Source organism: Microcoleus sp. B3-D7, from assembly GCF_036705305.1.
GTDB lineage: Bacteria > Cyanobacteriota > Cyanobacteriia > Cyanobacteriales > Microcoleaceae > Microcoleus.
On sequence record NZ_JAUBUE010000038.1, the window covers coordinates 37115 to 51852 of the forward strand.

At 44.2% G+C, this 14738-nt stretch carries 10 protein-coding genes; 5 read left to right on the plus strand and 5 right to left on the minus strand.

What is annotated here, in order from left to right; all coding sequences use genetic code 11:
* Positions 1–22 precede the first annotated feature (22 nt).
* The 4 genes from zwf to fbp form a co-directional block, all read right to left on the minus strand.
* Entirely contained in the window at positions 23–1552 is a 1530-nt protein-coding gene (zwf, locus tag QUB25_RS22100) for a glucose-6-phosphate dehydrogenase (RefSeq protein WP_333186118.1), read from the minus strand.
* A gap of 261 nt (positions 1553–1813) precedes the next feature.
* A complete protein-coding gene (gene tal, locus QUB25_RS22105; RefSeq protein WP_333186122.1) occupies positions 1814–2968 on the minus strand; it encodes a transaldolase in 1155 nt (384 codons plus the stop codon).
* Positions 2969–3084: 116 nt separating this feature from the next.
* Positions 3085–3225, minus strand: coding sequence for a hypothetical protein (locus tag QUB25_RS22110; protein ID WP_333186125.1), 141 nt, complete (start codon positions 3223–3225; stop codon positions 3085–3087).
* Positions 3222–4295, minus strand: a complete 1074-nt coding sequence (gene fbp / locus QUB25_RS22115; protein WP_333062254.1) for a class 1 fructose-bisphosphatase — start codon at positions 4293–4295, stop codon at positions 3222–3224. Before fbp ends, QUB25_RS22110 begins: the two co-directional genes overlap by 4 nt.
* 323 nt (positions 4296–4618) lie before the next feature.
* Between fbp and QUB25_RS22120 the strand changes: the two genes are divergently transcribed.
* From QUB25_RS22120 to QUB25_RS22130, 3 genes are all read left to right on the plus strand, one after another.
* Positions 4619–4753, plus strand: a complete 135-nt coding sequence (locus QUB25_RS22120; RefSeq protein ID WP_333038323.1) for a DUF4058 family protein — start codon at positions 4619–4621, stop codon at positions 4751–4753.
* A gap of 205 nt (positions 4754–4958) precedes the next feature.
* Entirely contained in the window at positions 4959–7391 is a 2433-nt protein-coding gene (locus QUB25_RS22125; RefSeq protein ID WP_333186130.1) for an ankyrin repeat domain-containing protein, read from the plus strand.
* A 29-nt stretch (positions 7392–7420) separates the two neighbouring features.
* On the plus strand, positions 7421–8782 hold the full coding sequence (locus QUB25_RS22130) for a serine/threonine-protein kinase (protein WP_333186133.1): 1362 nt from the start codon (positions 7421–7423) through the stop codon (positions 8780–8782).
* Positions 8783–9347: 565 nt separating this feature from the next.
* Here the strand turns inward: QUB25_RS22130 and QUB25_RS22135 are convergent.
* On the minus strand, positions 9348–9662 hold the full coding sequence (locus QUB25_RS22135; RefSeq protein ID WP_333186136.1) for a hypothetical protein: 315 nt from the start codon (positions 9660–9662) through the stop codon (positions 9348–9350).
* Positions 9663–10475: 813 nt separating this feature from the next.
* Here QUB25_RS22135 and QUB25_RS22140 point away from each other — a divergent pair.
* A complete protein-coding gene (locus QUB25_RS22140; RefSeq protein WP_333186139.1) occupies positions 10476–12755 on the plus strand; it encodes an AAA-like domain-containing protein in 2280 nt (759 codons plus the stop codon).
* A 36-nt stretch (positions 12756–12791) separates the two neighbouring features.
* A partial coding sequence (locus tag QUB25_RS22145; RefSeq protein WP_333186141.1) for an AAA-like domain-containing protein occupies positions 12792–14738 on the plus strand: 1947 nt, incomplete at its 3' end.

The window sequence follows — 14738 nt, forward strand, 5'->3', positions numbered from 1 at the left end:
AAAGACTGCTGACTCATGACTCTTAAAGTCTGCGCCACTTGCGGCCGTCTCTGTTAATTAGCAGTTCTGCTTCCGCCGGTTCCCAAGTACCCGCTTCGTATTTAGGAACCAACTCCTGTTCGTTGGACGATTCCCAATCCATCAGCGCCGGCGTTACCACCCGCCAAGCTTCTTCCACTTCATCAGAACGGGTAAACAAAGTTTGGTCGCCCAGCATACAATCAATTAACAGGCGATCGTAAGCATCCGAAGATGTCACCCCAAAGGAAGAACCGTAACTGAAATCCATATCCACCGTCCGCGTCCGCAAATCCGGCCCCGGCATTTTCGCCTCAAACCTCAGCGAAATCCCCTCGTTCGGATGCACGCGCATAGTCAAAACGTTAGGAGTAGTTTGTTGGGCCGCGGACTGAAAGATTAGCAGCGGAACTTCGCGGAACTGAATTGCAATTTCGCTAACTTTTTTCGGCAACCGTTTGCCGGTTCGCAGGTAGAAAGGCACTCCCTGCCAGCGCCAGTTGTCAATCATAAACTTCATCGCCACAAAAGTCGGCGTTGTCGAATTGGGAGCAACCCCCGGTTCATCGTGATACCCCGGCACCGGTTTCCCCTTCATCCAACCTGCGGAATATTGACCCCGAATCGCTGAGAACTCCAAGTTATTCAAATCTGCCAAGCGAGTTGCTTGCAGAACTTTCATCTTTTCGGTGCGGATGCTGTCAGCGTCGAGCGAGTTCGGCGGTTCCATCGCCGTCAGACAGAAAATCTGCATCAAGTGGTTTTGCAGCATATCCCGCAACGCCCCAGAGGATTCGTAGTAACCAGCCCGGTCTTCTACGCCTACTGTTTCTGCAACTGTAATTTGTACGTGATCGACAAATTGCCGATTCCACAGCGGTTCAAAAATCGCGTTAGCAAACCTGAACACCATTAAATTCTGAACAGTTTCTTTACCCAAATAGTGGTCGATCCGGTAAACTTGCTGTTCTTGGCAAACCTTCTGCACGACTCGGTTGAGAGCTTTTGCCGAGCTCAAGTCGCGGCCGAAGGGTTTTTCAATTACCAAGCGGTGTTTTACTGGATCTACCAGCATTTGAGCATCGCCCAGTTGCCTAATTGCTTCTGGGAAAAAGTTCGGGGAAACTGATAGATAAAATATGTGATTGCCGCGAGTTCTCCTTTCTTCGTCGATTTCGGCTAAGAAAGCTTTGAGTTTTTGATAGCTTTCGGGGTTATCAATGTCGCCCGGACAATAGTACAAACCTTGAGCGAAATCTTGCCACAATTCTTCACTGCCAATGCCGCCGCCAAATTCTTCAATGCCTTCGCGCATTTGCTCTCGGAAGTAATCGTGACTCCAAGGGCGACGGGCTACTCCCACGACTGTAGTTTCCGGTGGCAAGCGTCGATCGCGCTTCATCTGATAAATTGCAGGTACCAGTTTGCGCTGGGTGAGATCCCCAGAAGCTCCGAAGATTACCAGAATTTGTGGTTCCGGCACCCGTTCTTTTCGCAAACCGACCCGCAGTGGATTTTCAAGTAGCGTTACCATTATTTATTTTCCTTGTTCTAGTGATGTTAACCCTGCCAAGACACCATGATAGTTTGCGGTCATTTCTGCTAGTTGCTCGGTGAGAGAGTTAATCGGTTCTTCATACTGCTAGAGGAGGCAGATGATTTTGCTCTCTAGGAACTCTGAGAGCCATTAATCTCAAAATCCCTAGAGAGGATTTAAAACTCGGCATTTAAGAACCCAAATAATTATCTATTCCGATTCCTAAATGCTTCTGCCTTTCAGGATACAGATATCTGCCTAAGCGACGGGTGACAACTTCTGGACTTTCTCTTGCAAGGAATCCATCAGGGATTGGAACGGGGTGACGAATTTCTCAATCCCGTCGAGGAGCAAGTCTGCCATCACTTTGTCCAAGTTGATGTCGATGTCGGGATCTTTGAGACTTTCGATCAGGGTGTAAGCTTCTGCAACGTTGTTCTCAATCCGGGGTGCGACATCGCAGTGGTCGAAACAAGCTTCAACGGTGTTCGGCGGCAAAGTGTTAACGGTGTCGGGGCCGATTAGTTCATCGACGTACATGACATCGCTGTAGTTGGGGTTTTTGGTGCTGGTGGAAGCCCACAGCAAGCGCTGCACTTTCGCTCCTTTGGCTGCTAAAGCTTGCCAGCGATCGCTCGCTACGATCTCTTTATACTTCTGGTAAGCTACCTTCGCATTTGCGATCGCAATTTTCCCCTTCACTGCTTCCAGTTTAGCTTTTGTGGAAATATCTGTGACATTTTTGAGTTTCTCGTCAATCTTGCCATCGATATTGATGTCGATCCGGCTCAAGAAGAAACTGGCAACAGAAGCAGTATTGCTCACATCCAAACCTTTAGCCGCCCGCGCTTCCAAACCGCGAATGTAAGCCCAGAAGGTTTCGACGTAGCTGTCAACCGAGAACAGCAAAGTCACGTTAACGTTAATCCCTTCGCTGATGACTCGCTCGACTGCGGGCAAACCTTGAGCGGTTCCCGGAATCTTAATCATCACGTTTTCTTTGCCGAGGGCTTGGTAATAGCGCAAGGCTTCGCTAATCGTGCTTTCTGTGTCGTTGGCGATCGTCGGTGGGACTTCGATACTGATGTAACCGTCCAAACCCTTCGACTCTGCGTAAACTGGGGCGAAGATGTCGCAAGCGTTGCGGATATCTTCAAATACCAGAGATTCGTAAATCTCCATTACAGATTTACCCGCCCGGATGCCCGCTTCGATATCCGCGTCGTAAATCACATTACCCGCGATCGCTTTCTCAAAAATAGCCGGATTAGATGTAATCCCTCGCAGTCCCCTACTTTCAATCATCTGTTTGAGTTCGCCGGACTCGATCAGATCGCGAGTCAAATTGTCCATCCAGATACTTTGGCCAATTTCTTTGATTTCTAACAGGTGATTCGTTGACGTTGCTGTCATTACTGTAACTCCTACAATTTGATAGCTGTTAATTGGAACTTGGAAATTGGAAATGGAAAATTGAAAATTGGTAATTGAAAATTGGCAATGGGGAATTGGTAATTGGGAGTCGAAAGCTATAAGTTAAAACCCTCTTCCTTCTTGCTGACATCCGTTACATCCCGTACATTGCTCGTTGCCGAACTTCCCTCTTCCCTCTTTGTGACATCCGTTACATCCCGTACATTGCTCGTTGCCGAACTTCGCTCTTCCTTCACCCTTGGACTGTTCTAGGATTGCGCGATCGATCTTGAATAAAAGACTCGACCATCGCTACATTTTCTTTACTGCCGATAATCAAGGGCGATCGCTCGTGCAGTTTGGTCGGCACAACGTCTAAGATGTCTTGAACTCCCGTACTGGCGCGCCCGCCGGCTTGCTCCATCAAAAACGCCAAGGGAGCCGATTCGTAGAGCAAACGCAATTTGCCTTCCGGTTTTTTCACCGTTCCGGGGTACAAAAACACGCCTCCCTGGAATAAAATCCGGTGGAAATCTCCCACCAAAGCCCCGCCGTACCGGGCGCTGTAGCCTTCGCTGCGGTGTACGTAGCGAATGTAATCTCTCAAAGATTCCTCCCACTGCCAGAAGTTGCCTTCATTAACGCTGTAAATCGGGCCGCGATCGGGAACCTTAATGTTTTCGTTAGCTAGAATGAACTCGCCCAAACTGGGATCGAGGGTAAAGGAATGAACACCCTGACCGATCGAATAAACCAGCATGGTACTCGGGCCGTAGAGCACGTAGCCGGCCGCGATTTGTTTGTGTCCGTGTTGCAGCAAGTCGGAAGCAGAACCGTCTTCATCGTCCCCTTCTTGCTTGCGGATGCTGAATATTGAGCCGACATTGAGATTGATGTCAAGATTGGAAGAACCGTCTATAGGGTCGTAGAGCAGACTGTAACGCCCGATCGGACAGTTTTCGGGAATGTAGTAGGGTTTTTCCATTTCCTCCGAAGCCAAGCGGCAGACAAGTCCGCTTTGCTGGAATACCGAGATAAACACTTCATTGGCATAGATATCCATCTTTTTGACGGATTCTCCCTGCACGTTCGTAGCCCCTGTAAACCCCAAGGCATCTGCCATTAATCCGGCTCTGCTGAGCCGCCTTGCGATCAGCTTGGCAGCTAGTCCGATGCGATTCATCAGGGCGCTGAGATCCTGAGCATCTGCTGAAAAGCTGTGAAGTTGCTGGAGTACGTGACGAGATAGGGTTGTGCAATCGCGGTCTAAGGCTTGCACCTGATCCATCGGGCCCAGTCGGGCTTCCCCTGTCGGCGCGTTTACCATGATTTTGATGTCCTCCCTGTCTTGCTGCTCTGGATTTGGGTTCGATGGAGTCCTTGACTCTTGCTCCTGAATCGGCTAAAAGACCGATCGTCCCCCAACTTCTATCTTAGGAAGGGTTTTGCCAAAGGGCGTCGAACTTTAGGTGAATTTTAGATCCGCATCGAAAATTGAGGAGTGCGAGCGGCTGTTGAGTCGGGAATTGTATTCAAAATCACTAATTTTTTTGATTAACCGCAGAGGACGCAGAGGGCGCTGAGAGAGAAAGTGGCGATAGAGAAGCCTACGAACGTTGGCTAGCATCTCAAAAAGACCGACAACTTCCTTTGCGCGAAGAAGATGTAGAACCTATTGTTAATTTGCCGGAATTGCTTGCAGGCATTTACGATCGCGTCGGCTATGATTATCGGCTCGATTACGATCAATATCCCGTACGTAAATTTTCGCCAAAGGTGATATGACACTCCAAAATTCTGGGTAAGCTCTCCATAGAAATACGGTAATTGAAATTTAAGCAAATATACAGAGTCCGTCATTGACTTTTCTATTGACTTGTTTGAAATATACTCAAACACTCAATTTACATTGCATAAATTTTTCAAAATTTGGGTTTTTAAAACCCAAATACAAAATGTTTGTTGATACTCATCAACCCAGGATAATGCTATGGATATTCTTGAACAAATTCCCCATAACTTAGTCAAACACTATCAAATTAAAAAGCTACTCGGAGAAGGCGGTAGTAGCACAACTTATGAAGCCGTTGACCTCCAAACACACCAGCGAGTCGCACTCAAAGCTTTGTCTTTACAGAAGATGAATGACTGGAAAGTCCTGGAACTATTTGAACGAGAAGCCAATGTTTTATCAAAATTGAATCATCCGGGAATTCCGCGTTATTTGGATTATTTTTATGTCGATACTCCCGATAACCGTTGTTTTTATATAGTACAAGAACTGGCCCAAGGGCAATCTCTAGCCAGTTTAGTCGAAAATGGCTGGCACGCTAGTGAACCAGAAATTCAACGCATTGCCACACAAATTTTGGAGATTTTAGTTTATCTCCATTCACAGACACCACCTGTGACCCACCGGGATATTAAACCAGAAAATATTGTTTTCAAATCGCCGAGCGATTCCCACAAAGAAAAAGACTGGGCAGTCTGCTTAGTAGATTTTGGAGCAGTGCAAAACACTTATTACAATACTTTAATGCGAGGAAGTACCGTAGTTGGAACCTATGGTTATATGGCTCCAGAACAATTTCTCGGACAAGCCGTACCTGCAACAGATTTATATGGTTTAGGAGCGACCTTGTTGTATTTACTAACCCACCGTTCCCCCGCCGAATTACCAACAAATATACTAGAGAAAGATTTTCGCTCTCAAATTCAGATTTCTTCAGCATTTGCCGATTGGTTAGGAAAAACGCTCGCGTCCGATTTAGAAAACCGCTTTAACTCGGCAAAAGAAGCGCTTGAATTGCTTCGCAATCCTCGAATATGTAGCGTTAAATCCGATCGCTCGATGCAATGGGAAAAACGCCTCAAAATAGGAATTGCTGCTATTGCTACTGTTGCTGTTTTAAATCACTTTAAATATCCGCTCCTCAACCGGATTGGATTTACCCCCGATGCAGTTGTCGAGGCTGCCAGCCAGGGAGATACTAACACTATTAGGCATTATCTGGATCTTGGTATTAGTGCCAATAGCAGGATAGGCAGTGAGAATTTACTACACTTTGCTGGCTCAAAAGAGGTGGCAGAATTGTTAATTGCCAAAGGTGCAGATGTCAACGCTAAGGGTACACATGGCGGTACCCCATTACACATCGCTGCTATCTTCGATCGCATAAAAGTGGCACAGACGCTAATTGCTAAAGGTGCAGATATTAACGCCCGGACAGGAAGTCAATATTTTAATAGAACTCCTCTGTTCTTTGCCCGATCGCCTGAAATGGCCAAGTTGCTGATTGCTAAAGGTGCGGATGTCAATGCCAAAAACAAAAATGGCTTGACTCCTCTACATACGGCGCGATCGAAGGCAATAGCAAAGATACTACTCGCCGCAGGCGCAAAAATTAACATCAAAGAAGACAATGCCCGAAATGGCAAGAGTACAGCTTTATTACATAATGCAGCCAAAATAGGTTTTAAGGAGTTGGTACAAGAGCTAATTAAAGACGGTGCAAATGTGGCGATTCTGGATAGTGAAAAAAGAACTCCCCTGCATCTTGCTGTCGATCGAGGCTATCAAGATATCGCTGAACTGCTAATTGCTAATGGCGCAAGGGTTAACGCTAGAAATGCGAACGGTCAAACTCCATTGTATCGAGCGATCGCGATCGGACACAATGAGATTGCTGCACTGCTAATTAACAACGGTACAGATGTCAATAATATAGATGGATCTGGCACAACTCCACTGCACAAAACCGCACATTATGGCACTGTAGAAATCTTAAAATTGCTGATTGCTAAAGGTGCAGAAATTAATATCCAGGATAATCAAAGAAAAACTCCACTGGATATCGCCGTAGACCTGAAACTTCAGGATGCAGTGGCGCTGCTAATTAGTAAAAACCCAGATGTTAATAGTGAAGACAAAGAAGGCAGAACTTTACTGCATATCGCTGTCGATTTCAAACTTGAGGATGTAGCCAAACAACTCATTGCCAAAGGTGCATTCGTTAATACCAAAAATAACTTGCTTCAAACTCCCCTGCATCTTGCTGTTGCTCAAGGCTCTCAAGATATCGCTGAACTGCTAATTGCTAATGGCGCAAGGGTTAACGTTAGAAATGAGAACGGTCAAACTCCGTTGTATCAAGCGATCGCGATCGGACACAATGATATTGCTGCACTGCTAATTAAAAACGGTGCAGATGTTAATAATAGAGATATGTGTAACACAACCCCACTCCACAAAACCGCACATTATGGCACTGTAGAAATATTAAAACTACTGATTGCTAAAGGTGCAACAATCAACGCTACAAACTGCTATGGCGACACGCCCCTAAAGATAGCAGAAACCAACTGGAACCCCGACGGAGAAGCAGCAGCCAAAATACTCATATCTCGCGGTGCAACCTACTAATCATCCACAATCAACTCAGGCACAAAAATATGAAAACACTACAACAATCGGAAAAAATCATTGCTGAAAGATATCGCATAATCGGCAAATTAGGACAGGGTGGAGTTGGAATCACCTATGCTGCTGTAGATTTAAACAGCAATCAAAAAGTTGCACTCAAAGCTTTATCCCTGCGCCTGACAACTGAATGGAAGAAAATCGAGTTATTTGAACGAGAAGCAAAAACTTTATCGGGATTGAATCATCCGGGAATTCCTCGCTACATTGACTACTTTCAAGTGGATACTTCCCAAGATCGTTGTTTTTATATCGCCCAACAACTCGCACCGGGAAAATCTCTCGCACAGTGGATAGAAAATGGCTGGAAACCAAATGAAGCTCAAGTTCGTCATATCGCCTATCAATTGCTAGAAATTCTAGCTTATCTGCAATCGCTGTTACCTCCTGCAATCCACCGAGATATTAAACCCCAAAATATTATTCTGCAAAAAAATGGGCGAGTCTTCCTAGTTGATTTTGGCGCAGTTCAAAATACTTACCATTATACCGTTACTGGAGGCAGTACCGTTGTCGGGACCTACGGTTACATGGCACCAGAACAATTCCGAGGAAAAGCTGTATTATCAACAGATTTGTATGGATTAGGAACCACGCTGCTTTTCTTGTTAACCCAGAAATTTCCATCGGATTTGCCCAGAGAAAAGCTGAAGGTAAAATTCCGCGAGATCGTCTCTATTTCTCCAGAGTTTGCCGACTGGTTAGAGAAGGTAATTGAACCTGCAATTGAAGAGCGATTTAACTCAGCAAAAGATGCTTTGTCAGCGCTGCGAGGGGAACAGCCAAGCGGGAATAATCCCGACAAAATGTTTAAGCGATCGCCCCAATCCCGAATTACTTTAATTGACACTAAACGGTGGTTATTAATCAAGATACACCCCGATCGTTCACCTAGCAAGCTCAAATGGTTTTTCCAGTTCATTCATCTGAGTTATAAATTTTTACTTCCATTCTCTTTGATTCTGGGATTTGTTCTATCTAGCTTGTCTTGTGAATACACTACAACCGATTGGCTACTTACATTATATGGGCGATTTTTAGTTATATCATTCCTGGCTATAACAACATTTACCCTATTTTATGCTTTGATGTGGTTGTGTAGGTGCTTGTGGAGGACTGATTTTCGTCGATTCACTAGACCAATTCAAATCACTCCTCAAGATATCCAGCGGGTAAAGTTGAGCGGAATTCATCTGCCATTGCTCAAAAAATCGATTACTTTTTGCCGGATTCGCGCCAAGTCGCGTAACTATTGTTTTGGCTTATTTTTGCCGCAAGCTGAGAAAGAATGGTTGGTAGGGGAATTGAATGATTGTTTAAGTAAACTAAAATAAATCATTGTTGTTATCCACAGAGTTGATAAAAAAACCGTTTTTTTTCTGAGTGCGTGGATTAAATACATGCGGAAGTATAGAAGATTTTATGTACTAATTTAGGCAATAATAATTAAAAAGTCCTGGATCTGGAATGAGAATAAAACTATAAAGAATCTCGATATTTATGAAATAAAACTGCAAAAGGGGGAAGGCGATCGCACTTGTTGAATACGTAGCTAAAAAGATTAGTTGAGAGTAGCGATCCTGACGGGGTGACAACAAGAGTCAAAAGCTTGATAAAATCAAGGACCTAGCCCTCAGACCCCTCTGAAAAAAGGGTAGCTTATTTCGCCTCATCCTCATTAATTCTGCAATAATATCTTGACAAAACTCCATTCCAACTACCCAAGATTGACCATATAGCCCAATCCAAAAGCTACTGTGTCGGCGCTGGGAACGTTGAGATTCTGAGAGGCGACTAACATACTTTTGAATTCCCTGGTGCTTGATTTTTTGACCTGGCAGGATAGCAGAACTGTAAGCCAGAGCAATGAGGAGAATTAATTTTTGTAACCGTTCATTATTAGCATGACTCTTCTCGCTCGTTGTAACCACCTGTCTTACAATCTTTGAACATGGCTTCTATACCTATACGACTTTTGAAAGCAGAAATTGCTGTATTATGGGTTTCTAAGTTAGTGAGAAGATACCAACCTTCATTCTCCACCTTGCCCTGATATTTACGACGCCAATAACCAGCTACATTAAACAAGCCAAATCCTTTTTGTTTAGTGACTTTAACACCCGTAAGAAAAAAGCGACTTCCGGGTAACAATCCCAGCTCGGACAAATGAGTATATTGGGCAAATTCTTGCTGAATATAGCGTTCGTGTTTCACCCTAAAAACGAACTTCACGTCTTGCTGACACAGCCAGCTCCCTAGTTTGACGCTGCCAAATTCAGGCGTCTCCTAAAATGATAATTTTGTAATCCTTTAAAAGCTCTAAAATCGGTGTGATTAGAGTTTGCTGCTCGGCAATATTACTGCTTCCTCTCTTATCCAAGAGTTGCCAGTATAAGGGGATAGCTCGCTTGTCCCAAATCAGACTAATTACAAAAAGGTTTGTGGATCGCCCGACAAGTGCGATCGATAGCGAGTTTTAACCATTTATGATTTTTAAATTTCTGCTTCAATATTTCTTGAACGATAGGGAACCACAGGCGTTCTATTTGGAGGCAATCCAATTTGATAAATCGTTGTAGGCTGCGCCTGCGGCTTTCAAATTGAATCGGATAAGGCATCAAAGAAGCTAGCAATTCCAGGCTTACTTGTTTATGGCAAGTAGATATACCAAAATCTTTAAAGTCAGATATTCGGTGACTTTTAGCTGTTGTTGTAGGTAGATTTGGTAAAATGAAAAAAGCATATTTAATAGATGGGGATTTTTCACAATCACGACCCCATCTTTTTTTACCACAAAAGCTCCAAAAGCTCTACAGATAATGCTTTCGGCGGGGTTGTCACCCCGTCAGGTAGCGATCGCCTTTTCGATTGGTTATGCTTGACTCAGGGCGATCGTTTCTGCCAGTTTACTGCTCAACAAAAATAAAGATGTTTGTGGTTAAATATCGTATAAAGGCAAGAAATATCTCGCCCTGACTGAGGTAGTGTCGTTAAGCTCCTGTATCTCCTCTCCTAAAGGTTCCATTAATGAGTATTTCGCCTAGAAATAAAAAAATTATCCTGTTTTTGGCAGCCAACCCCAAAAATACGACCCCTGTGGACTTACAGAAAGAGGCGAAGGAAGTTGCAGAGGGGTTGCAACGCTCTAAAAAAGCCGACAAGTTCCAACTTGAGCAACAGTGGGCGGTGACACCCAGAGAAATGCAGCGAGCCATATTAGATTATAAACCAGAGATTGTGCATTTCTCTGGGCATGGTGCAGGAGAAGGCGGTTTAGGCTTGGAAGATGAGGCGGGACAAATTAAGCTGGTCAATACCAAAGCTTTGGCAGCTTTATTTGAGGCGTTTAATGAGTACGTGGAGTGCGTAATACTCAACGCTTGCTATTCAGAAGTGCAAGCGGCTGCGATCGCACGTCACATTCCCTATGTGATCGGCATGAAGCAAGCGGTGGGAGATAGCGCCGCACGAGAATTTGCTGTAGGTTTTTACGATACGTTGGCGGCGGGGGAGTCGATCGAATTTGCCTATAAATTGGGTTGCGTTAGCATCAGCATGGCTGGTATTCCAGAAGAGCTGACTCCGGTATTAAAGAAAAAGTCGGATTTTTCTGAGTTGGATGCAGCAGGGCGATCGGGCGATGCTTCTGTTAGCGATATCGTTGAGGAGTCGTCGCCTGTGGTGGAAAATCCGCGATCTAGCGCCGTATCTCCCGTTTCGAGTTCAAACTTAGACAACCCAGAAGGTTCTGTTAGTTTAGATTCACCCCTATATATCGATCGGCCTCCCATTGAATCTGACTGCTACCAAACTATTGTTAAGCCCGGAGCTTTAATCCGAATCAAAGCCCCCCGGCACATGGGAAAAACTTCCTTAGTGCAGCGAATTTTATACCAAGCCAAGGAACAGGGATATCAAACGGCTTATTTAAACTTTCAATGGGCTGATGGCAGTTTTCTCACCAATCTTGATGAGTTGTTGCAGTGGTTTTGTGGTGAGATTACCAATGAATTAAATTTAGAAGACAAGTTAGGAGAATATTGGAAAGGCGTTCTCGGCAGTAAAAATAAAAGCACGAAGTATTTCCAACGCTATCTATTATCTAACAGTGCTCAGCCTCTTGTTTTAGGGTTAGATGAAGTCGATCGCATTTTTGAGCATTCCGAAATAGCCACCGACTTCTTTGGATTATTACGAGCTTGGCACGAACGGGGAAAAAATGAGGAAATTTGGAAAAAGCTGAGGTTGGTCATTTCTCACTCTCAAGAAGTTTATATTCCTCTCAATATTAATCAGTCGCCATTTAACGTGGGATTGCCCATAGAATTACCTGAACTCAATCACAAACAGGTAACAGATTTAGTGAATCGACACCAATTAAATTGGTCAAATCAAGAGATTTGTGACCTGATGGAAATGGTGGGCGGTCATCCTTATTTAGTGCGAGTTGCTCTCTACCAAATTGCCAGAGGGAGAATTAGCTTAGATAGCTTGCTAAAAGTCGCTCCTACTGAAGAAGGCCCTTACTACGATCATTTACGACGGCATTTAGTTAACTTGGAACAAGATGCAGAACTAGCAGCAACAATTAGACAAGTCATTAACAGCGAACAACCTGTAGAAATTAATACCGGAGAGGCTTTTAAATTGCGAAGCATGGGGTTGATCAAATTTCAGGGAAATGCTGTCATGCCATTGTGTGGTTTGTATCGTCAATATTTTAGCCATCGCCTAGCCTTTCCCCAACCAAATATGACTGCTGTGCAACAATCTAATAACCCATTAAGCTTGAGCGTAGAGAGTAATTTAGCAGCTATTATTTTTTCCGATGTAGTTAATTCCACCGCTTTATCAGTGGCCAACCAAAAGCTGACACTAGAATTAGTGAATCGAGATTTCAATATCATCCGAGACATCTGCGCTAAACATCAAGGCAAAGTCCTTAAAGAAATGGGCGATGGTTTATTAATTTTCTTTCCAGAAAGTGCCGTAAAAGCAGTAGCCTGTGCGCTAGAAATACAGCGAAGTCTCGCCGAAGCTGCTACAACCTTACCTGCGAGTCATGTCCTGCAACACCGGATTGGTATTCACTTGGGGGAAATCTTCTTTCTTAATAATGATATCAGGGGGGCTGGTGTAAATTTAGCGGCTCGTTTAGAAGGGAAAGCAGAGCCAGGAGGAATCTGTATTTCTGAAACAGTTTATCAAGTCGTTAAAACCCACTCACCTTTAAATGTGATTGACTTAGGTATGCAACAGTTAAAGGGAATTACTGAACCTGTACGGCTGTACAAATTGATTCCTTGATTCTCTGATTTTCCACCTATAAATTAACAATGACCTATGAAGGATTATCAATATCAAGTTGGGGGTAGCCTGCCTGCAAACGCCCCAACTTATGTCACTAGAAAGGCGGATGAAGAACTTTATCAAGCTTTAAAAGCTGGAGAATTTTGCTATGTTCTTAATTCCCGACAAATGGGAAAATCATCCCTCCGAGTGCGGACAATGCAGCGGTTACAAGCAGAGGGAATTGCCTGTAGTAGCATTGATATCACAGAAATTGGCACCTCAGACATTACGCCAGAAGAGTGGTATGCAGGCGTGATTGATAGCATCGTCAGCCGATTAGATTTGTATGACGTTTTTGATTTAGATGAATGGTGGGAGCAGAACAGCTTACTATCGAATGTTAAACGATTCAGTAAATTTTTTGAAGAAGTATTACTCAAGATAATTTCAGAAAATATAGTAATTTTTGTCGATGAATCGGACAGTTTACTCAGCTTAAATTTTAAAATAGAAGATTTTTTTGCTGTGATTCGTGATTGCTATAATAATCGAGCTGATAAACCCGACTATCGTCGATTAACATTTACAATGTTGGGGGTAGCTACTCCCTCAGATTTAATTCAAGACAAGCGACGCACTCCGTTTAATATTGGTCGAGGAATAGAGTTAACGGGGTTTCAATTAGCAGAAGCCCAACCTTTAGGAGTGGGGTTAGAAACTCAAGCGGAAAATTCTCAAGCTGTGTTAGAAGCAGTATTATATTGGACGGGCGGACAGCCATTCTTAACACAAAAGCTTTGTAAACTAATGCTCGGTAGTGCAAATCATACACCCATTCCAAATCCCGCTGAGTGGGTAGAAACTTTAGTCCAAGAAAAGGTGATTGATAATTGGGAAGGACAGGATGAACCAGAACATTTAAAAACGATTAGAGGACGCATCTTACGCAGCGAACAGCGTGCCAGTAGGTTATTGGGACTCTATCAGCAAATTTTGCAGCACAATGAAATAGCGACTGATGATACTCCCGAACAAATGGAACTGCGATTAACAGGGTTGGTGGTTAAGCAGTCTGGCAAACTTAAAGTTTATAACCCAATTTATCAATCGGTTTTTAACCTGGATTGGGTGGAAAAACAATTAGCGGAGCTCCGCCCTTACAGCGAAAGTTTTAAAGCTTGGATAGAGTCTGATTGCCAAGATGAATCGCGACTGTTGCGGGGTCAAGCCTTGCACGATGCTCAAACTTGGGCAGCAGATAAAAGTTTGAGCGATTTGGATTATCAGTTTTTAAATGCCAGCCGGGAAGTCCAACAACGGGAAGTTGAACGAGAGTTAGAAGCGCAGAGACAAGCGAATAAAATTTTGACTCAAGCCAATCAGACGCTAATTAAAGCAGAGCAATTAGCCACCTATAAAGTCACTCAAGCCCAGAATTTAGCAAATGTCATCCAGGAAACTGCTTTTTCTAATGAATCATTTCGTTCAGGACAGACATTCCAAGCACTGTTGGAAGCATTAAAGGCAGGGCAAGCATTCAAACAGCTAGATTCTTCAGCCGAGACGACAAAACAGATTAGAGGACGAGTGATAGCTGCGCTGCAACAAGCAGCGTCCGCAGTAAAAGAGCGCAATAGTTTGGAAGGGCATAGCAATTCTGTAAATAGCGTCGCCTTGAGTCCAGATGGCAAGACATTGGCTTCTGCAAGCAGTGACAACACCATCAAACTGTGGCACCTGGAAAGCCAAAAACCCCTCGCTACCCTCACCGGGCATAGCAATTCTGTAAATAGCGTCGCCTTTAGTCCAGATGGCAAGACATTGGCTTCTGCAAGCAGTGACAACACCATCAAACTGTGGCACCTAGAAAGCCAAAAACCCCTCGCTACCCTCACCGGGCATAGCAATTCTGTCTGGAGTATCGCCTTGAGTCCAGATGGCAAGACATTGGCTTCTGCAAGCAGTGACAACACCATCAAACTGTGGCACCTGGAAAGC

Coding starts and splice junctions, on each gene's coding strand:
- zwf (WP_333186118.1), bottom strand. CDS start 1,552: ATGGTAACGCTACTTGAAAATCCACTGCGGGTCGGTTTGCGAAAAGAA.
- tal (WP_333186122.1), bottom strand. CDS start 2,968: ATGACAGCAACGTCAACGAATCACCTGTTAGAAATCAAAGAAATTGGC.
- fbp (WP_333062254.1), bottom strand. CDS start 4,295: ATGGTAAACGCGCCGACAGGGGAAGCCCGACTGGGCCCGATGGATCAG.
- QUB25_RS22125 (WP_333186130.1), top strand. CDS start 4,959: ATGGATATTCTTGAACAAATTCCCCATAACTTAGTCAAACACTATCAA.
- QUB25_RS22130 (WP_333186133.1), top strand. CDS start 7,421: ATGAAAACACTACAACAATCGGAAAAAATCATTGCTGAAAGATATCGC.
- QUB25_RS22140 (WP_333186139.1), top strand. CDS start 10,476: ATGAGTATTTCGCCTAGAAATAAAAAAATTATCCTGTTTTTGGCAGCC.